This window comes from Ancylobacter mangrovi (assembly GCF_024752355.1).
Taxonomy (GTDB): Bacteria; Pseudomonadota; Alphaproteobacteria; order Rhizobiales; family Xanthobacteraceae; genus Ancylobacter; species Ancylobacter mangrovi.
In genome coordinates this window covers 712949-737476 of the sequence record NZ_JANTHZ010000001.1, presented here as the reverse complement: position 1 = coordinate 737476, position 24528 = coordinate 712949, and the positions used below count along the sequence as shown (strand labels likewise).

Genomic DNA, 24528 nt, shown 5'->3' with positions numbered 1-24528 from the left:
GTCAGGTCTCTTCCTCGCCCGGTCGCGGGACGTTTTCCCCCGCCGGTCCTTGCGGTTTGCGGGCCGTCGCTCCGGCCGCTTTCGCGGATGTCGCCGCGAGCGTCGTGCCGGCCTGCTTGAATGTCAAACGGTGCGCCTCCTCGGGACTGCCGGCGATCTCGCCGGCGACGCCCCAGGCAAGGCCCTCGTCCTGCGCATAGCGCTTGCCGAGCTTGTAGGCGATCTCCGCCCGCGCCGTCTCGACGCCGAGATAGAAGGCGTGGGCGCCGTCCTCCTCGACCTTGAGATGCGGGAACAGCGTGAACGGGTCGTCCGCGACATGGTGCCCGTCGCGATTGTAGATGTGGACCCCGTCCTCGGCGACGTCGATGCGGAAATTGCGGTCGCGCACCTCGCCCGCCAGCCGGGCGATCTCCTGCGGGCTGGCGGCATAGGGCCGGCGGTCGCGCAGCGCCATCAGCCCGCCGCCGAAGCCCTGCGGCAACGCGCCGGCCTCGCGGGCGGCGAAGAACTCGCGCCGTGCGCGGTCGAACTCGCGTACCGCCGTGCGGCAGTGCGGGCTCACCTGCACCGCCAGCACGGCGGTGATGTGAAGCTCGGAGATCATCCCCATCAGCAGCGCGTTGATGCCGGTGGTGTCCGCGTCGGTGAGCTCGGTGACGTTGCCGATGCCCATGAGGATCGGAATGTCGGGGCAGCGCCGTCTCAGCTCGGCATAGCGCACGATCGAGGCGGTGAAGCCGTAATGGATCGGGTCGAGGATCGGGTCGGCATAGAAGGCCTGCCCCCGCGCCCGGCATGTCTCGACCGCACGAATGAGCGAGTCGAGGTCGCCCTGGGTCGCCGGCACCAGCACAGGCACCGCCGGGCCTTCCGCGGCGACGTGAAGATTGGTCTCGTTGAGGCTGAGCAAATAGTCGGCCCCGGCGCGGGTGGCACGCGACAGCTCGGATAGGTCGAACGAATCGACGCTGACCTTCAGCCCTTCCGAATGCATCGCCGCGATCGCCTCTTCCAGATGCGGGAAGCGTGTGTCGGGCATGCAGCCGAGGTCGATCACGTCCGCGCCCTCGCCCTTGAGGATGCGCGCGCGGGCGAGGATAGCATCGGTGTCCAGCGCCGTCGCGTCGACGATCTCGGCGAAGATGGTGACGTCGTGCCGCGACAGGTCGACGCCGCGGTGCTTCTGGCCGAAATAGTCGGGAATGTCCGCCATCTCGTCCGGCCCGCGGGCGAAGGGCACGCCGAAGAAGCGCTCCAGCCGGTCGAGATCGCCGCGGAACCGGCCCGGCATCAGCACCCGGTCGGTGCCCTCGGGCAGCTTGAGCCGGCGCTCGACGATCTCGGCCGTCATCAGCGCCGCGACCTTGACCCCGACATTGACCACTACCGGCTCCAGCTCGACGTCGCCGATCTCGGCGGCGATCCGGCTGAGCCGCGGCTCGGCCAGCGAGCCGGTGACGAGGGCGACCTTCTCGGGGCGGCGCAGCGGGGAGGGCGGGTCCGCGTCAGCCATCGACGGCCGCGCCCTTCTCCGCCACCAGCCGGGCGCGGGCGGCGATGGCGTCCTCCAGCTCGCGAATGGATTCGACCACCGTCGTGTCGTCGAACTCCTTGAGCTTGGCGGTGTTCTCGAGGTCGATCCGGCGCGGATAGACCGGATAGGGCCCCTTCGGCGCCATGGTGATCATCTCCGGGGCGGTGTCGCAGGCGAAGACGATGGCGTGCACGCGGCACTTGCCGGCCTGGGCGAAGCAGTTCGTCACCAGCGTGTCGGAGATGCCGAACACGCATTTCGCCACCGTGTTGGAAGAGGCGGGCGAGACCACCAGCGTGTGGTAGAGGCCTTCGTAGAAACGCCCCACCGGCGCCGAGCTGGCGGTCGTCTCCTTGAAGATGCGGGTGTCCGGCGGCAGGTCCTGCTTGTACATGCGCAGCACCTCGTCGGCGGCCTTCGACACGAACAGGTCGACCGCGCCGAGCTGCTTGATGAGGGCGATCGACTCGGTGAAGAAATGCCCCGATCCGGTCAGCGCCCAGGCCCAGCGCGGATAGGTGCCCTTGTTCCCGCTCATGCCGCGAGGCTCCCGTCGGTGAAATGGCCGAGCGCGGCCTCGAGGCTCATCACCTCGACCGGCCCGGCGATGGACCCGGCATAATCGGGAAACAGCGGGTCGACCAGCCCGCCGGCGGCCCAGTCGCGCGGTCCCGAGCCGGGTGCGGCGGGGGCGGACTTCACCAGCGTCAGCCGGCCGGCCCCGATCGACCCGGCGAGCCAGGCGGCGAGGCTGTCCGAGGTCAGCGCCCAGCTCTCGGGCAGCTCCAGCGCGGCGAGCGCCATCCGTGCCGGCAGCCAGATGGCGGGGCGGGCCCCCTCACTGGCGCGGGCGATGGCATCGGCGCTGTCGACCGGGACGAGGCCGGGGGCGAGGTCGGCGAAGGCGAGGGCGGTCTGCTCCATGGCGAGGATCGCCATGCGGTGGCAGGCTGCGTCGGACAGGCCGAGCCGGGGCTGGGCCTCGCGCACCGCGTCGGCGAAGGGCCCGCCGCCCGTCACCAGCAGCACGGGCGTGCGGGCGCGCGCGAGCGCCTGGAGCAGCCGGGATAGCGCCGGCGCGCCGATCAGGCTGCCGCCGAGCTTGACCACATGCGGGCGCGGGGCCGGGGCGGCGAGGGGATCTGCTGGCATCGATGCGTCCTCAACGGGTGCCCGCCGGGGCCGGCACCGAGGCCGCAACCTAGCGCAGCCATCCGCCCGATCAATCGGGCCGATTGCCGCCAAAAAAAGACCCGAAGCGGGGCTTCGGGTCTGGAAAAGGTAGACGGTCATTCAGACGGTGCTTCCGTCCGGCATTCCACCTAGGAGCATGAGCGCAGTTTCGGGGATTGTCGAGGGCTGAATCGCCCGATCACGCTGGCGTTATGGCGCCGGCTTCATCAAAGCGTGTAGCGCGATACCGCTGGTGGTGGCGACGTTGAGGGAATCGAAATCGCCTCTCATCGCGATGCGCACCGTGCGCGTGCGGGCCATGATGTCGGGCGCGAGCCCCGGCCCTTCCGCGCCCAGCAGCAGCGCCGCGCGGCGCGGGCGGGCGAGGGCGGACAGCTCGCTCGCGCCGGCCGGGCTCAGCGCCAGAAGCTCGAAACCCTGTGCCGCCAGCAGGTCGATAAGCTCGTGCGCCATGCCCTCGCGGGCGAAGGGCACGATCAGGCTGCCGCCGACCGAGACGCGGATCGCCTTGCGGTAGAGCGGATCGCAGGAGGCGAAGTCGAACAGCGCCGCATCCGCGCCGAAGGCGGCGGCGTTGCGCATGATGCCGCCGACATTGTCATGGTTGGTGATGCCGAGCGGGACCACCACCAGCGCCTCCTCCGGCAGGCGCGCCAGAAGCTCCGCCGCATTCGGCTCCGCACCACGCAGCCCGACGCCGAGCAGGCCGCGATGGATGTGGAAGCCGGTGATGCCGTCGAGGATCGCCTGGCTGGCGGTGTAGATAGGCACGCCTTCGGGCGCCTGCGCCAGCAGCGGCGCCAGCGCCTGTGCCCGGCTTTCCGCGATCAGCAGCGATTCCAGCGCGAAGCGGTTGCGCGGGGAGAGCGCCACGTCGAGCACGGTGCGCCCTTCGAGGATGAAGCGCCCGCCGCGCCCGACGAGGTCGCGTTCCTTGATGACGCGATAGGCGTCGATGCGGGGGTCGTCCGGCGAGGCGAGGGGGATGAGGCGGTTCACCCGCCCAGTTCCTCGCGCAGCATCTCCAGCTCCAGCCACTGCTCCTCGGCCTTCGACAGCTCGCCCTGCGCCTTCTCCAGCGCGGCGGAGGTCTTGGCGAAGCCGGCCGGGTCCTTGGTGTAGAGGTCCGGCGCCTGCATCTTCTCGGCGAGCCTGGCGATATCCGCCTCCAGCTTCGCGATCTGTTTCGGAAGCTGCTCCAGCGCGTGCTTCTCCTTGAAGGAGAGCTTGCGTTTGCCGGCCGCCTTTCCGGCCGCCGGCGGGGCGCTCCCCTTCGCCGGAGCGGTCTGGCGGGCGCCATTCTCCCGCGCTTCGACGCCGCGCCCGCGCTGGGCCACCATGTCGGAATAGCCGCCGGCATAGACGTTCCAGTTGCCATCGCCCTCATAGGCGATGGTGGCGGTCACGGTACGGTCGAGGAAGTCGCGATCGTGGCTGACCAGCAGGACGGTGCCGGCATAGTCGTCGATCATCTCTTCCAGGAGGTCGAGGGTCTCGAGGTCGAGGTCGTTGGTCGGCTCGTCGAGCACCATCAGGTTCGAGGCCTGCGCCAGCGCGCAGGCCAGCAGCAGCCGCCCGCGCTCGCCGCCCGACAGCGAGGAGACCGGCGTGCCGGCCTGCTCGGGCGCGAACAGGAAGTCCTTCATGTAGCCGATGACATGGCGCGGATTGCCGCCGATGAACACCTGGTCGCCGCGCCCCTCGGTCAGCGTGTCGCGCACCGAGCGGTTCGGGTCGAGGCTGGCGCGGCGCTGGTCGAGCGTTGCCATCTCGATATTGGTGCCGAGTTTCAACGTGCCGGAATCGGGCGCGAGCTGGCCGGTCAGCATGCGGATCAGCGTCGTCTTGCCGGCCCCGTTCGGCCCCACCACGCCGATCCGGTCGCCGCGCTGGATGCGGATCGAGAGGTCGCGCACGATCGGCCGGCCCTCATAGGCCTTGGCGATGTTCTCGGCCTCGATCACCGTCTTGCCGGAGACCTCCGCCTCGGTGGTGGCGAGGGTGACGGTGCCGAGCGCGCGCCGGTGCTCGCGCAGTTCCTTGCGCAGGTCGGCGAGCTGGCCGACGCGGCGCATGTTGCGCTTGCGCCGCGCGGTCACGCCGTAGCGCATCCAGTGCTCTTCGGCGACGATCTTGCGGGCGAGCTTCTGCTGGTCGCGTTCTTCCTCTTCCAGCACCTGGTCGCGCCATTCCTCGAAGAACCTGAAACCGCGCTCCATGCGCCGCGTCGTGCCGCGGTCGAGCCAGACCGTGGCGCGGGTGAGGTCCTCGAGGAAGCGCCGGTCGTGGCTGATCAGCACGAGGGCCGAACGGGAGGAGGCGATCTCCCCCTCCAGCCACTCGATGGCCGGCAGGTCGAGATGGTTGGTCGGCTCGTCCAGCAGCAGGATGTCGGGCTCGGGCGCCAGCACGCGGGCGAGCGCGGCGCGGCGGGCCTCGCCGCCCGACAGGCTCGCCGGGTCTTCCTCGCCGGTGAGGCCGAGCTGCTCCAGCAGGTAGCGGGCGCGGTAGTCCTGATCGCCCGGCCCCATGCCGGCCTCGACATAGGCGAGCACGTCGGGAAAGCCGGAAAGGTCCGGCTCCTGCGGCAGGTAGCGCACCGTGGCGCCAGGCTGCACGAAGCGCGTGCCGCCGTCGGCCTCGACGAGGCCGGCTGCGATCTTGAGCAGGGTCGACTTGCCCGAGCCGTTGCGGCCGACGAGGCCGACGCGCTCGCCGGGAGAGACGGACAGCTCCGCACCTTCGAGCAGCGGCGTGCCGCCGAAGGTGAGCCGCGTGTCCTGAAGCAGAAGAAGAGGGGGCGCCATGGCGCTCCGATAGGGGCAAAGCGGACCGCGGGCAAGAGGGAGAGCAGCAGGGAGAGCAGCAGGGCGGCGAAACAGGGGACAGAACGGCCGGGCCTCGCGCCGGGTTGCGGCCGCGCCTTCCCGGACGGTCCTGACTCGCGGGCGAAGCGGACTTATGGTGCTTCACGCCGCATGCCGGCCCCGCCCCGATGCCCGCTCCAGCCGCCTGTCGCACGAGAGTTCAATGTCCGTCACCTCGCCCGTCCGCGCCGACCTCTCCCTCTTGCTCGCCGCCATCACCCAGCGCCTCGGCGCGGCTCATGTGCTGACCGACCCCGCCGACATGGCGCCCTATCTGCGCGAGGAGCGCGGGCTCTATCAGGGGCGCACGGCCGCCGTGATCCGGCCGGGAACCACCGAGGAGGTCGCCTTCGTGGTCGCCGCCTGCGCGGAGGCCGGGGTGCCGATCGTCCCGCAGGGCGGCAATACAGGCCTCGTCGGCGGGCAGACCCCGTTCGGCGAGCTGCTGCTGTCGCTGACCCGCCTCGATCGCATCCGCAACGTCGACCCGGTGGACATGACGATGACGGTGGAGGCCGGCGTCATCCTCGACACCGTGCACCACGCGGCGGAGGATGCGGGCTGCCTGTTCCCGCTGCATATCGCCTCGCAGGGCTCGTGCCGCATCGGCGGCAACCTTTCCACCAATGCCGGCGGCACGGCGGTGCTGCGCTACGGCAACGCCCGCGAGCTGGTGCTCGGGCTCGAGGTGGTGCTGGCCGACGGGCGGGTGTGGAACGGGCTCAAGCGGCTGCGCAAGAACAATGCCGGCTACGACCTGAAGCAGCTCTTCCTCGGCACCGAGGGCACGCTCGGCATCATCACCGCCGCGGTGCTGAAGCTGTTCCCGCAGCCCGCGCAGCGCTCCACCGCCTTCCTCGCCGTGCCCGGTCCGGGGGCGGCGCTGGCGCTGCTGAAGCGGCTGCGGGGCGAGGCGGGCGACGCGCTCACCACCTTCGAGCTGATGGCCGCCTTCGGCGTCGAGACGGTGCTGAAGCACATGCCCGGCACGGTGCGCCCGCTCGCCGAGCGCTACGACTGGTACGTGCTCGCCGAGTTCTCCGCGCCGACGCGGGCCTTCGATCTCGCGGCGCTGATGGAAGAGGGGCTGGGCGAGGCGATGGAGGCGGGCGAGGTGCTGGACGCGGTGATCGCCGCCAGCGAGGCGCAGGCCGACGCGCTGTGGCGGCTGCGCGAGGACATGTCGGAGGCGCAGAAGCACGAGGGCGGCTCGATCAAGCACGACGTCTCGGTGCCGGTCTCCCGCGTGCCGGAATTCCTGGAGCGCGCGCTCGCCGCGGTGACGGCGGCGCTGCCGGGGCTGCGGCCATGCCCGTTCGGCCATGTCGGCGACGGCAACATCCACTTCAACCTGAGCCAGCCCGAGGGCATGGAGAAGGCCGCCTTCATCGACATGTGGGAGACCTTCAACCGCATCGTGCACGACATCGTGACCGAGATGGACGGCTCCATCGCGGCCGAGCACGGCATCGGCCGGTTGAAGGCGCACGAGCTCGTCCACTACGGCGATCCGGTCGCCCTCGACCTGATGCGCAGGCTCAAGCAGGCGCTGGACCCGGCGGGCCTGCTCAACCCGGGCAAGGTGATCGAGGAATGACGGGTAATATTCGTTAGTCTGGAACGATGATAAACTGGAATTCTTCTTCGTATTCCTTATTTTGAAGAATTCTACATTGAGCTGATCGAGCTTTTTCATATTGTCGGCAGCGTACTTGCGGGTTTATGGAAGCCGGTAACTGACGAGACCGGCGGCCCGATACGTGTATGCGCACCCTGCGTTGCGGGACGGGCGGCCAGAACTTCGGGTCACCGCCATGCCGACACTTCGCCGAGCCTTCCCGCATCCGATGCGCCGCCGCGCGCTGGCCACGGCCCTGATCTGCGGCCTGCTGGCGCCGGCCGTGGCGGGGCCGGCGCTCGCTCAGCAGACGGCGCCCGCGCCCGCCCAGACGCCGGCGCCTGCCCAAAATTCGGCGCCGGCCATCTCGCAGGCCCCCGCACAGCCGGCCGAAACGCCGGCGGCTCCGGCCACTTCGACCACGGCACCCACCCCCGCACCGGCCACCACCGTTCCGGCCAACGCCTCGCTGTCCGGCGGCACGACCGCCCCGCCGGCCGATGACGGGCTGGTGCCGCCGATGCCCTCCGCCGACGGCGCGGCGGGCGTCGCCGGTCCGGCCGGGAGCGAGGACGCGGGCGCGGCCGAAGTGCCGCCCGGCACCGAAGACGGCGCGCTGCCGCTCCCCGACGAGGACACCTCCGTCTCCGCCCAGCTTCCGCACGACCTGTCGCCCTGGGGCATGTTCATGGCGGCGGACTGGATCGTGAAGGCGGTGATGATCGGCCTCGCCTTCGCCTCGGTCGTGACCTGGACCGTCTGGCTGGTGAAGTCGCTGGAGCTCGCCTTCGCCCAGCGCCGGCTGCGGCGTGCGCTGCGCGGCTTCCTCGCTTCGGCCTCGCTCGACGAGGCGCGTCGCGTCTCCCCGGCCGGGCCCGCCGGCGCGATGCTGCGCGCGACCGATCTCGAGATTATGCGCTCGGGCGACCTGCCCGCCGACGGCATCAAGGAGCGCGTGTCGATCTCGCTCCACCGCATCGAGGTCGGCGCCGGGCGCGCCATCACCCGCGGCACCGGCCTGCTCGCCACCATCGGCGCGACGGCGCCCTTCGTCGGCCTGTTCGGCACGGTGTGGGGCATCATGAATGCCTTCATCGGCATCTCGAAGGCGCAGACCACCAATCTCGCCGTGGTCGCGCCCGGCATCGCCGAGGCGCTGCTCGCGACCGCCATCGGCCTCGTCGCGGCGATCCCGGCGGTGGTGATCTACAATCACTTCACCCGCCACGTCTCCGGCTACCGGGTGCTGATGGGCGACGCCGGCGCCGAGGTGCTGCGCCTGCTCTCGCGCGACCTCGACCGGCGCGACGTCGCCGCCCGCACCGCGCACGCCCCGGCGCGGCTGCGCGCGGCCGCGGAGTGAGGCGCCATGGCGGCCAAGCTCCAGAGCAGCGACAGCGACGATCTGGTCGAGAACCACGAGATCAACGTCACCCCGTTCATCGACGTGATGCTGGTGCTGCTCATCATCTTCATGGTGGCGGCGCCGCTCTCGACCGTCGACGTCAAGGTCGACCTGCCGGCCTCCAACGCTGTCCCGCAGCAGCGCCCCGACAAGCCGCTCTACCTCACCGTGAAGGGCGACCTCAGCCTTGCGCTCGGCAATGACGACGTGGCGCGTCCCGCGCTTGGGGCCGAGCTCGCGCGCGCCACCGACGGCAACAAGGACACCCGCATCTTCCTGCGCGCGGACAAGGCGGTCGCCTATGGCGACCTGATGCAGGTGATGAACCTGCTGCGCGCGGCCGGCTACCTCAAGATCGCGCTGGTCGGCCTCGAGACCGTCGGCGGTCCCGCCGCGCCGTCCGATGCCGGTGCCGCTCCCGCCGGCTCCCCGTCCCCCGCTGCGCCCGCTCCGTCCGCGGGGGCGCCGGCGCAATGAGCCTGCTGCTGCTCAAGGGCGGCCCGCGCCATCGCCTGCGCGAGGCGGCCGGCTGGCTGGCGTGCGGCTGCGTCGTCCTCGCCGTGCATGGCGGCGCGCTCGGCTATCTGCTGTCGAAGCCGCCGGTCGCCGCCGCCGACGCACCGGCCGCGATCATGATCGAGCTTGCCGAGATGCCGGTCTCGCCCGAGGCGGAGCCGACCGAGACCGCGCCGGGCCCGCCCATGGTGGAGGCGCCCAAGGAGGTGGAGGAGGAGGTCAAGCCCGACCCGCTCGCCGAGGTCGAGGACACGCCGCCGCCCGAGCCGGAGCCCGAGATCGAACAGGAGCCGGTGCCGGAGGTCGACGAATCGCCCACGCCCGACATCGAGGTGCCGCTGCCGCCGCCTCCGCCGCTGGCTCAGGAACTGACCCCGCCGGAGAAGCCGGTCGAGAAGCCCAAGGAGCGGCCGAAGGAGAAGCCCAAGCCGCGCAAGAAGAACAAGAAGCCGCCCGCGCCGCGCACCGCCGCCGCGCCCGCGCTCGACGCCGCGCGCTCGGACCGGGTCGCCGCGCCGACGCAGGGTGCCAGCTCGTCGAACAGCCGGGCGGCGGCGAACTGGCGCTCGCGGCTGATGGCCCATCTCAACCGCCACAAGCGCTTCCCTGCCGGCGAGAACGGGCGCGGCAAGTCGCGGGTGGCCTTCACCATCGACCGCTCCGGGCGGGTGGTGGCGGCGCGCCTCGTCGGCAGCTCGGGCAATCCGCGCTTCGATCAGGAAGCGGTGGCGATGATCCGTCGTTCCTCGCCCGTGCCCGCGCCGCCGGACGATGTGGGCGGGCGCACCATCTCCTTCACCGTGCCGGTGGACTTCACCCGGCGCTGAGGCGGCGGGCGGGTGCAATCTCGCCGGCCGGCGCGTCGTCGGGCTTCCAGTCGAGCCCGGCGCCGGAGACGATGTCGCCCAGCGCCTCCAGCCCCACCTCGCGTACGATCTCGGCGATGTGCTGGAACGAGGCCGACAGCGGATTGGTCTTGCGCCAGACCATGCCGATGGTGCGCGTGGGCCGCGGCTGCGGCAGGCGGGCGACCGAGACGGCGGAGGAGCGGGTCTCGATCGGCAGCGCCATCTGCGGGATCAGCGTGACGCCGATGCCGGCGCCGACCATCTGCACCAGCGTGGTGAGCGAGCTTCCCTCCATCAGGTCGCGCGGCAGGCTCGACGACATGCGGCAGAAGGAGAGCGCCTGCTCACGGAAGCAGTGCCCTTCCTCGAGCAGCAGCAGGCGCATCTCGCGCAGGATCTCCGGGTTGGGCACCGGCCTTCCCGCGTCCTCGCGGGGCCGCACCAGGATGAATTCCTCGTCGAACAGCGGGTATTCGGCCAGCGCCGGCTCGGAGACCGGCAGCGCCACCAGCGCCGCGTCGAGCCGCCCCTCAAGCAGGTCCTCGACCAGCCGCTGCGTCACCGCCTCGCGCGGGCGCAGGTCGAGCTCGGGATGGCGGTCGGTGAGGCGCTTCATCACGGTCGGCAGCAGGTAGGGCGCGACGGTCGGGATCACCCCGATCCGCAGCCTTCCCGCCAGCGGGCTGTGCGAGGCGCGCGCGAGGTCGTCGAGCTCGTCCACCGCCCGCAGGATCTCGCGCGCCCGCGCGGCGAAGGATTCGCCGAGCCCCGTGAGGCGGATCTGGCGCGGCCCGCGCTCCACCAGCGGCGCGCCGAGGATCTCCTCCAGCTCCTTGATCTGCAGCGACAGGGCCGGCTGCGAGATCGCGCAGGCCACGGCCGCGCGGCCGAAATGGCCATGCTGGGCCAGCGCCTCGAAATAGCGCAGATGCTTCATGGAGATATCGCCCATAAGCTGAGCATATCGCTATGATTAGAAAATGCAAATTTTCATTATTATAGACTTGCGCTAGAAGCGCTCCAGCCAGCGAAGCCAGGATGGGAGAGCGCAATGGATGACATGACGAAGAGTGCGGCCGGCAAATGCCCGGTAATGCACGGAGCGAACACGGCCTCCGGCATGTCCAATATGGATTGGTGGCCGAACGCGCTGAACCTCGACATTCTTCATCAGCAGGACAGCAAGACCAACCCGATGGGGAAGGACTTCAACTACCGCGACGAGGTCAAGACCCTCGATTTCGCGGCGCTGAAGAACGACATGCACGCCCTCATGACCGAGAGCCAGACGTGGTGGCCGGCGGACTGGGGGCACTATGGCGGCCTGATGATCCGCCTTTCCTGGCACGCCGCCGGCTCCTACCGCACCGCCGACGGGCGTGGTGGCGGCGGCACCGGCAACCAGCGCTTCGCCCCGCTGAACTCCTGGCCCGACAATGTGAGCCTCGACAAGGCCCGCCGCCTGCTGTGGCCGATCAAGAAGAAGTACGGCAACAAGGTGAGCTGGGCCGACCTGATCGTGCTGGCCGGCACCATCGCCTATGAATCCATGGGCCTGAAGACCTTCGGCTTCGGCTTCGGCCGCGCCGACATCTGGCACCCCGAGAAGGACACCTACTGGGGCGCCGAGAAGGAATGGCTGGCGCCGAGCGACGAGCGCTACGGCAATGTCGACGACCCCTCGACCATGGAGAACCCGCTCGCCGCGGTGCAGATGGGCCTGATCTACGTGAACCCCGAGGGGGTGAACGGTAAGCCCGACCCGATGAAGACCGCCGCCCAGGTGCGCGAGACCTTCTCGCGCATGGCGATGAACGACGAGGAGACCGCGGCGCTCACCTGCGGCGGCCACACCGTCGGCAAGACCCACGGCAATGGCGACGCGACCCTGCTCGGGGCGGACCCGGAAGCCGGCGCCGTCGAGGCGCAGGGCCTCGGCTGGGCCAACCCGAACCAGAACGGCCTCGCCAGCCGCGCCGTCACCTCGGGCCTGGAAGGCGCGTGGACCACGCATCCGACCAAGTTCGACATGGGCTTCTTCGACATGCTGTTCGGCCATGAGTGGGAGCTGCGCAAGAGCCCCGCGGGCGCCTGGCAGTGGGAGCCGGTCGACATCAAGGAAGAGGATCGGCCGGTCGACGCGAGCGACCCGTCGGTCCGCCACAACCCGATGATGACCGACGCCGACATGGCGATGAAGGTCGACCCGATCTACAACGCGATCTGCCAGAAGTTCATGGCCGATCCGGCGTATTTCCAGGACACCTTCGCTCGCGCCTGGTTCAAGCTGACCCATCGCGACATGGGCCCGAAGGTCCGCTACATCGGCCCGGACGTGCCCGCCGAGGACCTGATCTGGCAGGACCCGGTGCCGGCCGGCGCGACCGGCTACGACGTCGCGGCGGTGAAGGCCAAGATCGCCGCCAGCGGGCTTTCCATCGGCGAGATGGTCGCGACCGCCTGGGACAGCGCCCGCACCTATCGCGGCTCGGACATGCGCGGCGGGGCCAATGGCGCGCGCCTGCGCCTCGCGCCGCAGAAGGACTGGGAGGGCAACGAGCCCGACCGCCTCGCCAAGGTGCTTGGCGTGCTGGAGACGATCGCGGCCGAGAGCGGCGCCAGCGTCGCCGACGTGATCGTGCTGGCGGGCAATGTCGGCGTCGAGCAGGCGGCCAAGGCCGCGGGCTTCGAGGTCGCCGTGCCCTTCGCCCCGGGCCGGGGCGACGCGAGCGACGAGCAGACGGACATTGAGTCCTTCGCCGTGCTCGAGCCGGTGCATGACGGCTACCGGAACTGGCTGAAGAAGGACTACATCGTCAGTGCCGAGGAGCTGATGCTCGACCGCACCCAGCTCATGGGCCTCACCGCCAACGAGATGACGGTGCTGGTCGGCGGCATGCGTGTGCTCGGCGCCAACCATGGCGGCACCCGGCACGGCGTCTTCACCGACCGTGAGGGCGCGCTGACGACGGACTTCTTCGTCAACCTGACCGACATGGCCAACACGTGGAACCCGGTCGGCAACGGCCTCTACGAGATCCGCGACCGCGCCAGCGGCACGACGAAGTGGACCGCGACGCGGATGGACCTCGTCTTCGGCTCCAACTCGATCCTGCGCGCCTATGCGGAGGTCTATGCCCAGGACGACAACAAGGAGAAGTTCGTGAAGGACTTCATCGCCGCCTGGACCAAGATGATGAACGCGGACCGCTTCGACCTCGCGGCGTGAGCGCGCGCCGGCCTTTCCGCCCTCGGGAAGGCCGGCCATCGTGAAAGACCGGCGCCCGGAAGAGCCCGCCCGATGGCGGCGCCTCTTCCGGGCGCTTTTCGTTCGCTATTGCGCCGCCCAGCAGGCGACGAGCTGCCCGCCCTTGCGTTCCAGCGGGGGCATCTCTACCCGGCAGCGGTCCATCACCAGCGGGCAGCGCGGGTTGAAGGGGCAGCCGGCCGGCGGGTTGAAGGGGGAGGGCAGCTCGCCCTCCAGCACGATGCGCTCGCGCCGCGATTCCGGGTCGGCGACCGGCGTCGCCGAGAGCAGCGCGCGCGTATAGGGATGCTTGGGCGCGTCGAAGATGGCGTCGCGCGGGCCGTGCTCGACCCCGCGGCCGAGATACATCACCAGCACCTCGTCGGCCATGTGCCGCACCACGCCGAGATCGTGCGAGACGAACACATAGGCGACGCCGAGGCTTTCCTGCAGCTCCACCAGCAGGTTGAGCACCTGCGCGCGCACCGAGACGTCGAGCGCGGAGACCGGCTCGTCCAGTACCAGGATCTTCGGGCGCAGCACCAGCGCGCGGGCGATGGCGATACGCTGGCGCTGCCCGCCGGAGAACATGTGCGGGTAGCGCCCGTGATGCTCGGGTCGGAGACCGACGCGCGCCATCATGTCGAGCGCCCGCGCGCGCCGTTCTGCGGCGGAAAGGCTGGTATTGACGAGCAGCGGCTCCTCGATCGCCTTGCCCACCGTCTGGCGCGGGTTGAGCGAGCCATAGGGATTCTGGAACACCATCTGCACCTCGCCGCGATAGCGGCGCAGCGTGGCGGTGTCGGCCTCGGCGACGTCGACGTCGTCGAGCAGCAGCGAGCCGTCGCCCGGGCGCTCGATCATGGTCAGCATGCGCGCCAGCGTGGACTTGCCCGAGCCGGATTCGCCGACGATGGCGAGGGTCGAGCGCGGGGCGAGGCGGAAGCTGATGCCGGCCACCGCCTTCACCGTCGCCGACTTCGCGAACATGCCGCGCGCGACCTCGTAGGACTGTGCGAGATTCACCGCCTCCATCACCGAGTGGGCGGCCGGCGGCTCGCCGGGGGCGACCGTGTCGGGTGCGGTTCTCTCGCGGGCGGTTCCGTGTATGGCCTGTGTCACGCGGCGATCTCCCGGTTCTGGGGCACGCCCTCGACGAGCGGGTAGTGGCACAGCGCGAGGCCGAGCTCGGAGCCCATGCGCGGCGGCGGGACGCGGCGGCAGGTCTCGGTGGCGAAACGGCAGCGCGGCGAGAACAGGCAGCCCTGCGGCCGGTCGGCGAGGCCCGGCACCACGCCGGGGATGGAAGGCAGGATGCGCCCCTTGGCGCGTTCGGGCAGCGCAGCGAGCAGGGCCGCGGTGTAGGGATGGTGCGGGTCGGCGAACAGGCCGCGCGTCGGCTGCATCTCCACCTGCTGGCCGGCATAGTGGACGCAGACCCGCTGCGCGGTTTCCGCCACCACGCCCATGTCGTGGGTGATCAGGACGAGGCCGACCCCGCTCTCCTTCTGCAGACGCAGCAGCAGGTCGAGGATCTGCGCCTGGATGGTGACGTCGAGCGCGGTGGTCGGCTCGTCGGCGATGATGAGCTTGGGGTTGCAGGCGAGCGCCATGGCGATCATCACCCGCTGGCTCATGCCGCCGGAGAGCTGGTGCGGGAAGGCCCGGAGGCGGCGTTCCGGCTCGGGAATGCCGACCAGCTCCAGCAGCTCCACCGCCCGCGCCTGGCGCTCCGCGCGGGAGAGGTCGAGATGGGCCTTCATCGCCTCGCGGATCTGGAAGCCGACCGTGAAGCAGGGGTTGAGGCTCGACATCGGCTCCTGGAAGATCATGGCAAGGTCGCGCCCGATGATCCGGCGCCGCTCGCGCGGGGCGAGGGCGAGCAGGTCGTGCCCGTCGAAGCTCAGCCGGTCGGCGGTGATGGTCGCGGTCCAGGGCAGCAGGCCCATGACGGCGAGCATGGCGACCGACTTGCCCGAGCCGGATTCGCCGACGATGGCGACCAGCTCGCCGGGCGCGACGTCGAGGTCGACCCCGTCGACCGCCTTGAACGGGCCGCGCGCGGTGTCGAAGCTGACCGTGAGGTTGCGGATGGAGAGGAGGGGTTCTTTCATTCCGTCCTGCATGCGCCTATATTTCTTGGCGGTTGGAGGAAGCATCATGGTCGGCCCGATCGTTCCCATCGTCTGACGCATTCATGGCCGGGGCGGCATCCGCGGCCTCGAAGGCTATGCGTTTGGCCGCGAGATCGAGCCCCAGCCCGTCGCCATAGCTTTCAATCTCATCAAGTGCCTTGTGGCCGATACGACGTTGCTGGCCGACGACGCCAAGCAGCAACGCGACGAATTTGCGCCGCTCCTCCACGCTCTGTTCACGGAACTGAACGTCCCGCAGGTCGCGTGTCATGGCGTTCGACTGCGCGGCCCGCCGATAATACTGCACCACCGAATGTATCACCGGCTCCGGGAGGATGCTGAGGTCCCCCTGCGTGCCGGCGAACACGAAATCGTTGTCGTCGGGCGTGGCGAACGGATTGTCGTTGGCGAGCGCGTAGGCGCGCTCCTCAGGGGTGAGCTGGTGCCGGCTCGCGCCAACGCCGGCGAGAATCTCGGCATGCATGGCGATCAGCAGGTCGCGCTGGCGCTGCGCGCGGTGGCGGCTGTCCTGCTGCACGACCGAGCGGCTCTGCAGCGCGACGGTCGCGGCCGCGCCGAGCACCGCGCCCAGCGCGCCGACGAGGGCGACGAGAAGGCCGGAGTACAGGCTGTCGGCCGTCGCCTCCATGCCCTCAGCTCCGCCGCAGCTTCGGGTCGAGCGCATCGCGCAGGCCGTCGCCCATCAGGTTGATCGCCACCACCGTCACCAGGATCGCCAGTCCCGGCAGGGTCACGATCCACGGCGCGGCGCGGATGAATTCGCGGCTGTCGGCCAGCATCGCACCCCATTCGGGCGTCGGCGGCTGGGCGCCGAGGCCGAGGAAGCCGAGCGCCGCCGCCTCGAGGATCGCGTCGGAAATGCCGAGTGCGGCCTGCACGATGAGCGGGGCGAGGCAGTTCGGCAGCACGGTCACGAACATCAGCCGCAGCCGCCCGACACCGGCGACTTGCGCGGCAACGACATATTCCTTCGACAGCTCGGCGAGCGCGGAAGCGCGGACGAGCCGCACATAGCGCGGCAGATAGACCACGGTGACCGCGATGATGGTGTTGATGAGGCTCGGCCCCAGCACCGCGACCACGAGGATGGCGAGCACCAGGCTCGGGATCGCCACCACGAGGTCCATGATGCGCATCACCACCACCTCGACGACGCCGCGCATGAAGGCGCTGGCGAGGCCGAGCACGATGCCGACCGCGACCGAGACCAGCATCACCGACAGGCCGATGCCGAGCGAGATGCGCGCGCCATAGATGAGCCGCGAGAGCACGTCGCGCCCGACCGCGTCGGTGCCGAAGGCGAACTCCCAGGTGCCGCCCGCCCACACCGGCGGCTGCTGCACGTGGTCGCGGAACTGCTCGATCGGCGAGTGCGGCGCGACCCACGGCGCGAAGAGCGCGAGCAGGGCGATGAACACCACCACGGCGAGGCCGAGCAGGGCGCCCCGGTTCTCGGTGAAGGCGGACCAGAATGCCCTCAGCGCGGAGACCTCGGGCGGCACCGTCTCGACGATGGGGTCGGCGGTGACCACCTCCGCGGTCAGGCTACCCTCACTGGCCGGGTCGAGCCCCAGCCGCTCCGGCGCGGTCGGCATCGGGTCTCCGATGGCGGTCTCCTCAGCCATGCCGGATCCTCGGATTGATGGCGACATAGAGCATGTCGACGATGAGATTGACGAGGATGACGATGCCGGAGATCAGCATGATCCCGCCCTGCAGCGCGGGGTAGTCGCGGCGCGAGATCGACTCGATCAGCCATTTGCCGACCCCGGGCCAGGCGAAGATGGTCTCCGTCAGCACGGCGCCGGCGAGCAGCGTGCCGGTCTGCAGGCCGATCACGGTGACGACCGGGATCAGCGCATTGCGCAGCGCGTGCAGCCCCACTACCCTGAGCGGCGAGAGCCCCTTGGCGCGGGCGGTGCGCACATAGTCCTCGCCCAGCACCTCCAGCATGGAGGAGCGCGTCATGCGCGCGATCACCGCCAGAGGTATGGTGCCGAGCACGATCGAGGGCAGGATGAGGTGGGCCACCGCCGCGCCGAAGGCGCCTTCCTGGTCCGACAGCAGGCTGTCGATCAGCATGAAGCCGGTCACCGGCTCGAAATAGTAGTTGATGAGGTCCATGCGGCCGGAGACCGGGGTCAGCCCCAGATATTCCGACATGAACATGATGAGCAGCAGGCCCCACCAGAAGATCGGCATGGAATAGCCGGCGAGGGCGACCGTCATCACCGCGTGGTCGATGATGCCGCCACGCTTGACCGCCGCGATCACGCCGGCGGGGATGCCAAGCACGACGGCGAATATCAGCGCGCAGATCGACAGTTCCAGCGTCGCCGGGAACAGGGTCGCGAATTCGTGCAGCACCGGCGTCTTGGTGACGATGGAGACGCCGAAATCGCCGTGGATCAGCCCGTTCGCATAATCGAGGAACTGCTTCCACACCGGCTGGTCGAGACCGAGCTGGTGGCGGAGCTGGGCGAGGCGCTCGGGGGCGATGCCGCGCTCGCCGGTGCGCGCCTCGATCGGGTCGCCAGGCACGAGACGTACCGCGACGAAGGTGACGAACATCAGCGCCACGAAGGTCGGCACGGTCAGCGCGACACGGCGGATGAAGAATTTCAGCATGTATGTCCCGGGCTTGGCCGGTCGGGGACCAGCTTCGCGTCACGCCGGGCCGGGCCCGGGAGGGGCACGGCACGGGAGGCAGGGTTGAGGGCGCCACGTTCGAGGGCGCCAGTTCGGGGCGTCGCCTTCAGGGGCATCACGTTCGCGGGCGCCGTGTTCGGAAAAGGCGCCTCATGGCGAGCGGACGGGCCGATGGCGCTTCGTCTTTCCTGATCGCACGCGAGCGGCCCGTCTTTCGCAAAGGCACGGTGCCGGCGGCTCGCTCCCGCCGCCGGCACCGGCCGGTTCGTCACTGCTTCAGGTCGACGCCGTAGAACTCGTGGCGGCCGAACGGGCTCACCTTGTAGTCCACGACCTCCTTGCGGGTCGGCTCGTAGACCACCGAGTGGGCGATGGTGAACCAGGGGGCCTCTTCCTTGAAGATCACCTGGGCCTGCTCGTAGAGCTTGGTGCGCTCCTCGACGTCGGAGATCGTACGGGCCTTGTCGATCAGGGCGTCGAAGTCCTTGTTGCACCATTTGGCAAGGTTCTGGCCGCCCTTGCGCGCGGCGGGGCAGCCGAGCAGGAAGAAGAAGTTGTCCGGGTCGCCATTGTCGCCGGTCCAGCCGAGCTGGCCGGTGATGTGCTCGCCCTCCTGCAGGCGCTTGCGGTACTCGCCCCACTCATATGAGACGAGCTTGGCGTTGATGCCGATCTTGGCGAGGTCCGACTGCATCATCTCGGCGATGCGCTTGGCGTTCGGGTTGTAGGGGCGCTGCACCGGCATCCACCACAGGTCGATGTCGAGCGGGAACTTCACCCCCGCGTCGGCCATCATCGCCTTGGCCTTCTCCGGATCGTAGGGATAGTCCTTGATCGAGCTGTTGTAGGACCAGATGGTCGGCGGGATCGGGTTGATCGCGGCCTGGCCGGCGCCCTGATAGACGTCCTTGATGATCGCCGCCTTGTCGATCGCCATGTTGAAGGCCTGGCGGACCTCCTTCTTGTCGAAGGGCGGCTTTTCGACGTTGAGCGCGAGATAGGCGATGTTGAGGCCCGGCTGCGAGAGCAGGTTGATCGCGGGATCGGACTTCATCGAGGCGATGTCGGCCGGGTTCGGCGCCATCATCACGTGGCACTCGCCCTTCTTCAGCTTGGCGTAGCGCGCGGTCGCGTCGGGCGTGATGGCGTAGACGAGGTTGTCCAGCGCCGCCTTGCCGCCGAAATAGTCCGGGAACGCCTTGTAGCGGATCACCGCGTCCTTCTGGTAGGCGACGAACTGGAACGGGCCGGTGCCGACCGGGATCTGGTCGAACTGCTCGGGCGTGCCCTTCTTGAGCAGGTAGTCGGCATATTCGGCCGACATGATGGTGCCGAAGTCCATGGCGAGGTTCGCCAGCATCGGCGCGTTCGGCTCGTTGAGCGTGAACTTGACCGTGTAGTCGTCGACCTTGTCGATCGACTTCAGAAGGTCGGGCATGCCCATGTCGTTGAAGTAGTCGTAAGCCCCGCCGGTGACCTTGTGGTAGGGATTGTCTTCCTTCCACTGGCGGTTGAACGAGAACAGCACGTCGTCGGCGTTGAAGTCGCGGGTCGGGGTGAAGCCGTTGACGCCGGAGTGGAACTTCACGCCCTTGCGCAGCTTGAAGGTGATTTCCTTGCCGTCGTCGCTGATCGTCCAGCTCTCGGCGAGGCCGGGAACCACCTTGGTGGTGCCGCGCTCGAACTCGACGAGCTGGTTGTAGACCGGACGCGCCGCGTCGAAGCTGGTGCCGGTCGTGTTGAGGGCCGGAGTGAAGTTCTCCGGGCTGCCTTCCGAGCAGTAGACAAGCGTCTTCGCGGCGTAGGCCGGCGCGGAAAGCGCCATCAGGACGGCCGCGGCGGCGGCCAGTTTGGCATTGATGACCGGCATGATGAGATTTCCCTCTCGTGGATCCGACGCAGACTGCCCGTTTATCAGGCCCGATTAATTGTTGAACTGCATCGTCCGAGATTGGACTCAATCATGCCATTTCGAGTTGCGCAATCTCACCCTACCCCCAGACAAAAGTCGAATAGGCGCGCCCGTCGAGGCCGGTTTCATGCGTCGAGAGGCGGGGATGCGCGCAGCACGCCGGCGTTGTAAGACCGCTGCGTAAGCCCGCCTGCGCCGGCGCCGTGCCGTCCGTCCGTCCGTCCGTCCGTCCGTCCGTCCCGGAGAAGTCGCCTCATGAGTGCCGCCCCGTCCACCGGAAAATCCGCCCGCGCCGTCTTCGACTGGAGCGACCCGCTCGACCTCGATGGCCAGCTCACGGAAGAGGAGCGCATGGTCCGCGACACGGCGCGCGACTATGCCCAGGAGAAGCTGCTGCCGCGCGTGGCCTCCGCCTATATGGACGAGCGCTTTGACCGCGAGATCATGCAGGAGATGGGCGCGCTCGGCCTGCTCGGGCCGACCATCCCAGAAGAATATGGCGGCGCCGGCCTCGGCTATGTCTCCTACGGGCTGGTGGCGCGCGAGGTGGAGCGCGTCGATTCGGGCTATCGCTCGGCGATGAGCGTGCAGTCCTCGCTGGTGATGCACCCGATCAACGCCTATGGCACGGAAGAGCAGAAGAAGAAGTTCCTGCCCAGGCTCGCGACCGGCGAGATGGTCGGCTGCTTCGGCCTCACCGAGCCGGATGCGGGCTCCGACCCCGCCGGCATGCGTACCCGCGCCGAGAAGATCGAGGGCGGCTACCGGCTCTCGGGCAGCAAGATGTGGATCACCAACTCGCCGATCGCCGACGTCGCGGTGGTGTGGGCGAAGTCGGCGGCGCACGACAACGACATTCGCGGCTTCCTGCTGGAGCGCGGCATGAAGGGCCTCTCGACCCCGAAGATCGAGAACAAGCTCTCGCTGCGCGCCTCCATCACCGGCGAGATCGTGATGGACGAGGTCGAGGTGCCCGAGGCGAACCTGCTGCCCGGCGCCTCGGGGCTGAAGGGGCCGTTCGGCTGTCTCAACCGCGCGCGCTACGGCATCGGCTGGGGCACGATGGGCGCGGCGGAGGCCTGCTACCACGCCGCCCGCAGCTACACGCTCGACCGCCACCAGTTCGGCAAGCCGCTGGCGGCGATGCAGCTCGTGCAGAGGAAGCTCTCCGACATGGCGACCGAGATCACGCTCGGCCTGCAGCTCGCGCTGCGCGCCGGGCGGCTGTTCGACGAGGGACGGCTGCCGCCGGAGACGATCTCCATGCTCAAGCGCAACAATTGCGGCAAGGCGCTCGACATCGCCCGGCTCGCCCGCGACATGCATGGCGGCAACGGCATCTCGGCCGAATATCCGGTGATGCGCCACATGGTGAACCTCGAGACGGTGAACACCTATGAGGGCACGCACGACATTCACGCGCTGATCCTCGGCCGCGCGATCACCGGCCATCAGGCGTTTTTCTGAGGAAAGCGTCCCCACGCGGGAACCGCCGGTCGCTCAGCCCTCGGTGAGGGCGCCGGCGGGCGAGGCCGAGGGGCAGGCGGTGGCGACCATCTCGGCCAGCGTCATGCGGTCGAGGATGTCGGACATGGCGTCGCGCACCCGGCTCATGGTCCGGCGCACGGCGCAGGTCTCGAGGTCCTCGCAGTCCTGGCAGGGCACATAGGCGCTCTTGCTGGCGCAGCTTATCGGCGCCAGCGGGCCATCCAGCGTGCGGATGATGTGCCCGATATTGATCTCCGCCGCCGAGCGCGAGAGCGCGTAGCCCCCGCCCGGCCCCTTCTTCGAGCGCAGCAGCCCGGCATTGCGCAATTCGAGCAGGATGGCGTCGAGGAACTTCTTGGGAATGTTGTTGGCGGTGGCGATTTCCTGCCCCATGGCGCTCGTCCCCGGCTCGAGCTGAGCGAGAAAAAGCATCGCCTTGAGGCCGTACTTGCCCTTGTTGGTCAGCATATCCGCGTGAATTCCGACGAGACGCGCCCCCCGCAGGAAGCCCTCACCGAAATCCTATATACGAGAGCGGTGGCGAGGCGAGCGCAGAATTGGAACATTTCGCGCGAATCGCCGGATCGTGGTCACGGCGCGGGCGCCACCGAGGCCGCCACCACCTGCGCGTCCTTCGCTCCGCCGAACGGGTGGGCGAAGAGGATGGCGCCGATGATCGCGCCATAGGCGAGGGCGAAAAGCAGCTTGTCGCGATAGCGGCGCAGGCCCGTGCGATTCGTCATCGTCCCCTCCCGCAGCTGTTTTCGTTCCCAATTAGTCTACCGACAAGGTCGATTATGTAAAGCGCGGCGCCTCCAGCCCTGTGGACGATTCCTCGAAGGCCATGGTGAAGGCGGCCACGCGGCGGTCGATGCGGATGTCGCCGGCCCGCAGCGGACGCACCAACGACAGCCCCTCCAGGGAGCGCGCGCGAGAGAGCGCGACATAGGCCTGGCCGGCGGCGAAGGCGCCGCTGTCGAAGTCGATCCGCACGTCCTCGAGCGTCAGGCCCTGCGCCTTGTGCACCGTCACCGCCCAGGCGGGAACCAGCGGGAGCTGGGTATAGGTGCCGACCACCTTGGCCGCGAGCCCGCCCGTGGCCTCGTCCCAGTCGTAGCGGATGCGCTCCCAGCTCGTGCGCTCGATCTCGACCACGCCGGCCCCGTCGAGCCGCACGAAGGCGCGGTCCGGGGCGAGGCCGATGACGGTGCCGACCGAACCGTTGACCCATTGCCGCTCCGGGTCGTTGCGCACCGCCATGACGCGCGCGCCGACCTTCAGCACCAGCACCTCGGGCACCGGCAGCCGGTCATTGGCGAGGTCGAACTCGCCCTCGCTCTTGCCCTCATAGATGCGCCCGGCCTCGGTAAGGGTCTCCATGCCGCGCCGGTTATAGGCGTCGACGCGGGCATTGGTCGGCGCCAGCACCACCGGGATGCGCCCCTCGCGATGGGCGCGGAAGGAGGCGGCGTTGATGGCGGCGACGGCGCGCTCCACCTGCCGGCCGGCCCGCAGGTCCGCCAGATGGCCGACGAAGGCGGCGTCGCTCTGGCGGTACACCTGGAGGAAGGGCAGGCGCGCCACCTCGGTCTCGCGCAGCACCCGCGCGTCGAAGGCGAACGGACCCTCATAGCCGAGCCGGCCGAGGATCTCGCGCTCGGCCATCGGCACCACCGGGGGAAGCTGGAGGAAGTCGCCGACCAGCACCACCTGCACGCCGCCGAAGGGCGAGGGATCGCCGCGCGCCAGCCGGAGCGAGCGGTCGACCGCGTCGAGAAGGTCGGCCCGCACCATCGAGACCTCGTCGATGACGAGGCGCTCCAGCTTCTTCATCAGCCGGCGCTTCTGCGGGCGCGGCTTCACCTCGTCGGGATCGACGAGGCGCGGCGGGATGCCGAAGAAGGAATGGATGGTCTGCCCGCCGAGCTGCAGCGCGGCGACGCCGGTCGGGGCGAGGAAGGCCTGCTTGCTGCCGCCATGCCGGCGCAGCGCGTGCAGGAAGGTGGTCTTGCCGGTGCCGGCCCCGCCCAGCACCATCACCAGCGGCGCGCCGCGCCCGACCACCGCCAGCGGACCGGCGAAGGCGTCCTCGGCCGGCACGATGGGGACGGTCGCAGGGGCGGCGGGGCGAATCTCGCTGGCGTTCGGAAGGCTCATGCGGCGCAGGGAAGCACAGGCCGGCCCGCGAAGGAACGCCGCAGGACCGCGAACGGCGCGCTCAGTGCAGCTTGATCAGCACCAGCCCGGCCACGATCAGCGCGGCGGCGGCCATGCGCTCGGCTCGCAGCGGCTCGCGCAGCACCACCACGGCGATGACGGCGGCGAACAGCACGCTCGATTCGCGCACCGCCGCGACGAGGCCGATCGGCGCCTGGGTCATGGCCCAGATCGTGATCCAGTAGGCGGTGAGCGACATCGCCCCGCCCGCGAAGCCCGGGCCGAGGAAGGAGAGGGCGGGCTTCAGCCCGGACGGCCCCTTCCAGACGAGGCCGACCACAGACAGCAGGATGCTGTCGGCCACGAACAGCCACGAGGTGTAGAGGTGCGGGCTGCCCGCATGGCGCGCGCCGAGCCCGTCCACCAGCGTGTAGATGGTGATGCTGACGCCGCAGGAGAGCGCAAGCCGCAGCGCCGCGCCGTCGAACGCCGCCATGCCGCGGCGCGGCCAGGCGATGGCGAGGATGCCGCAGGCGAGCAGCGCCACGCCGAGGAAGCTCTGCAGGTCGATCGCCTCGTCGAGCAGGGTCGCCGACAGCATCGTGGTCAGCAGCGGCGCGGTGCCGCGCGCGATCGGGTAGACGAGCCCCATATCGGCGCGCCGGTAAGCGCCGCACAGCGTCAGGTAATAGCCGAGATGGAGCAGGATCGAGGCGAGAATCCACAGCCAGACATCCGGCTCCGGCGGGCCGAGCGCGAGCGCCACCGGCAGCGCGAAGACGCCGCAGGCGGCGTTGACCAGCACCATGGCGAGGAACGGGTCGAGGCGGATCTTGAGGATCGCGTTCCATGAGGCATGCATCGCGGCTGCGGCCATGACCGCGATGAAGACGCTGGGATCCATCGGAATGCCGGAACAGGAGGGACACGCATG

At 69.5% G+C, this 24528-nt stretch carries 22 protein-coding genes; 6 read left to right on the top strand and 16 right to left on the bottom strand.

Annotated features, from left to right (window positions below; all coding sequences use genetic code 11):
- Position 1: 1 nt before the first annotated feature.
- From NVS89_RS03410 to NVS89_RS03390, 5 genes are all read right to left on the bottom strand, one after another.
- On the bottom strand, positions 2 to 1516 hold the full coding sequence (locus NVS89_RS03410) for a DUF6513 domain-containing protein (protein WP_258731076.1): 1515 nt from the start codon (positions 1514 to 1516) through the stop codon (positions 2 to 4).
- On the bottom strand, positions 1509 to 2075 hold the full coding sequence (locus tag NVS89_RS03405; RefSeq protein ID WP_258731075.1) for a flavoprotein: 567 nt from the start codon (positions 2073 to 2075) through the stop codon (positions 1509 to 1511). Before NVS89_RS03405 ends, NVS89_RS03410 begins: the two co-directional genes overlap by 8 nt.
- The gene (locus tag NVS89_RS03400) at positions 2072 to 2689 is read right to left on the bottom strand and encodes an amino acid kinase family protein (protein WP_258731074.1); all 618 of its coding nucleotides are present in this window, start codon (positions 2687 to 2689) and stop codon (positions 2072 to 2074) included. The genes NVS89_RS03405 and NVS89_RS03400 overlap by 4 nt, the downstream gene beginning before the upstream one ends.
- Positions 2690 to 2920: 231 nt before the next feature.
- Positions 2921 to 3730 carry a TrmH family RNA methyltransferase gene (locus tag NVS89_RS03395; RefSeq protein ID WP_258731073.1) on the bottom strand — a complete coding sequence of 270 codons (810 nt, stop codon included), beginning with the start codon at positions 3728 to 3730 and terminating at the stop codon, positions 2921 to 2923.
- A complete protein-coding gene (locus tag NVS89_RS03390) occupies positions 3727 to 5538 on the bottom strand; it encodes an ABC-F family ATP-binding cassette domain-containing protein (protein ID WP_258731072.1) in 1812 nt (603 codons plus the stop codon). Before NVS89_RS03390 ends, NVS89_RS03395 begins: the two co-directional genes overlap by 4 nt.
- A 223-nt stretch (positions 5539 to 5761) precedes the next feature.
- On the opposite strand from NVS89_RS03390, the gene NVS89_RS03385 reads away from it, so the two are divergent.
- From NVS89_RS03385 to NVS89_RS03370, 4 genes are all read left to right on the top strand, one after another.
- A complete protein-coding gene (locus tag NVS89_RS03385) occupies positions 5762 to 7195 on the top strand; it encodes an FAD-binding oxidoreductase (protein WP_258731071.1) in 1434 nt (477 codons plus the stop codon).
- A 217-nt stretch (positions 7196 to 7412) separates the two neighbouring features.
- Positions 7413 to 8579, top strand: coding sequence for a tonB-system energizer ExbB (gene exbB, locus NVS89_RS03380; RefSeq protein WP_258731070.1), 1167 nt, complete (start codon positions 7413 to 7415; stop codon positions 8577 to 8579).
- Between the two features lie 6 nt (positions 8580 to 8585).
- Positions 8586 to 9098, top strand: coding sequence for a TonB system transport protein ExbD (exbD, locus tag NVS89_RS03375; protein WP_258731069.1), 513 nt, complete (start codon positions 8586 to 8588; stop codon positions 9096 to 9098).
- Positions 9095 to 9964, top strand: coding sequence for an energy transducer TonB family protein (locus NVS89_RS03370; protein WP_258731068.1), 870 nt, complete (start codon positions 9095 to 9097; stop codon positions 9962 to 9964). The genes exbD and NVS89_RS03370 overlap by 4 nt, the downstream gene beginning before the upstream one ends.
- Here the strand turns inward: NVS89_RS03370 and NVS89_RS03365 are convergent.
- Positions 9951 to 10937: a hydrogen peroxide-inducible genes activator gene (locus tag NVS89_RS03365; protein ID WP_258731067.1), complete on the bottom strand. Its 987-nt coding sequence runs from the start codon at positions 10935 to 10937 to the stop codon at positions 9951 to 9953. The two genes, NVS89_RS03370 and NVS89_RS03365, sit on opposite strands and share 14 nt — an antisense overlap.
- Before the next feature lie 99 nt (positions 10938 to 11036).
- On the opposite strand from NVS89_RS03365, the gene katG reads away from it, so the two are divergent.
- Positions 11037 to 13214 (top strand): catalase/peroxidase HPI, encoded by a 2178-nt coding sequence (gene katG / locus NVS89_RS03360; RefSeq protein ID WP_258731066.1) that lies wholly within the window; start codon positions 11037 to 11039, stop codon positions 13212 to 13214.
- Between the two features lie 105 nt (positions 13215 to 13319).
- On the opposite strand, the gene NVS89_RS03355 is transcribed toward katG, so the two are convergent.
- The 6 genes from NVS89_RS03355 to NVS89_RS03330 form a co-directional block, all read right to left on the bottom strand.
- Positions 13320 to 14267, bottom strand: a complete 948-nt coding sequence (locus tag NVS89_RS03355; protein WP_258731520.1) for a dipeptide ABC transporter ATP-binding protein — start codon at positions 14265 to 14267, stop codon at positions 13320 to 13322.
- An 83-nt stretch (positions 14268 to 14350) separates the two neighbouring features.
- Entirely contained in the window at positions 14351 to 15346 is a 996-nt protein-coding gene (locus NVS89_RS03350; protein WP_258731065.1) for an ABC transporter ATP-binding protein, read from the bottom strand.
- 16 nt (positions 15347 to 15362) lie between these two features.
- The gene (locus NVS89_RS03345) at positions 15363 to 16016 is read right to left on the bottom strand and encodes a hypothetical protein (protein ID WP_258731064.1); all 654 of its coding nucleotides are present in this window, start codon (positions 16014 to 16016) and stop codon (positions 15363 to 15365) included.
- 4 nt (positions 16017 to 16020) lie between these two features.
- Positions 16021 to 17013 (bottom strand): ABC transporter permease subunit, encoded by a 993-nt coding sequence (locus NVS89_RS03340; protein WP_258731063.1) that lies wholly within the window; start codon positions 17011 to 17013, stop codon positions 16021 to 16023.
- Positions 17006 to 18016: an ABC transporter permease subunit gene (locus tag NVS89_RS03335; RefSeq protein WP_258731062.1), complete on the bottom strand. Its 1011-nt coding sequence runs from the start codon at positions 18014 to 18016 to the stop codon at positions 17006 to 17008. Before NVS89_RS03335 ends, NVS89_RS03340 begins: the two co-directional genes overlap by 8 nt.
- 289 nt (positions 18017 to 18305) lie before the next feature.
- Positions 18306 to 19907, bottom strand: a complete 1602-nt coding sequence (locus tag NVS89_RS03330) for an ABC transporter substrate-binding protein (RefSeq protein WP_258731061.1) — start codon at positions 19905 to 19907, stop codon at positions 18306 to 18308.
- 297 nt (positions 19908 to 20204) lie between these two features.
- Between NVS89_RS03330 and NVS89_RS03325 the strand changes: the two genes are divergently transcribed.
- Positions 20205 to 21416, top strand: coding sequence for an acyl-CoA dehydrogenase (locus tag NVS89_RS03325; protein WP_258731060.1), 1212 nt, complete (start codon positions 20205 to 20207; stop codon positions 21414 to 21416).
- A gap of 33 nt (positions 21417 to 21449) precedes the next feature.
- Here the strand turns inward: NVS89_RS03325 and NVS89_RS03320 are convergent, their stop codons facing one another.
- The 4 genes from NVS89_RS03320 to NVS89_RS03305 all read right to left on the bottom strand — a co-directional run bounded on the left by NVS89_RS03320 (position 21450) and on the right by NVS89_RS03305 (position 24498).
- Complete coding sequence (locus NVS89_RS03320; RefSeq protein ID WP_258731059.1) at positions 21450 to 21905, bottom strand: RrF2 family transcriptional regulator; 456 nt, start codon at positions 21903 to 21905, stop codon at positions 21450 to 21452.
- 122 nt (positions 21906 to 22027) lie between these two features.
- The gene (locus NVS89_RS03315) at positions 22028 to 22180 is read right to left on the bottom strand and encodes a hypothetical protein (RefSeq protein WP_258731058.1); all 153 of its coding nucleotides are present in this window, start codon (positions 22178 to 22180) and stop codon (positions 22028 to 22030) included.
- A gap of 52 nt (positions 22181 to 22232) precedes the next feature.
- Positions 22233 to 23594: an ATP-dependent DNA helicase gene (locus tag NVS89_RS03310; protein WP_258731057.1), complete on the bottom strand. Its 1362-nt coding sequence runs from the start codon at positions 23592 to 23594 to the stop codon at positions 22233 to 22235.
- A gap of 61 nt (positions 23595 to 23655) precedes the next feature.
- On the bottom strand, positions 23656 to 24498 hold the full coding sequence (locus tag NVS89_RS03305) for an EamA family transporter (RefSeq protein WP_258731056.1): 843 nt from the start codon (positions 24496 to 24498) through the stop codon (positions 23656 to 23658).
- Positions 24499 to 24528 lie beyond the last annotated feature (30 nt).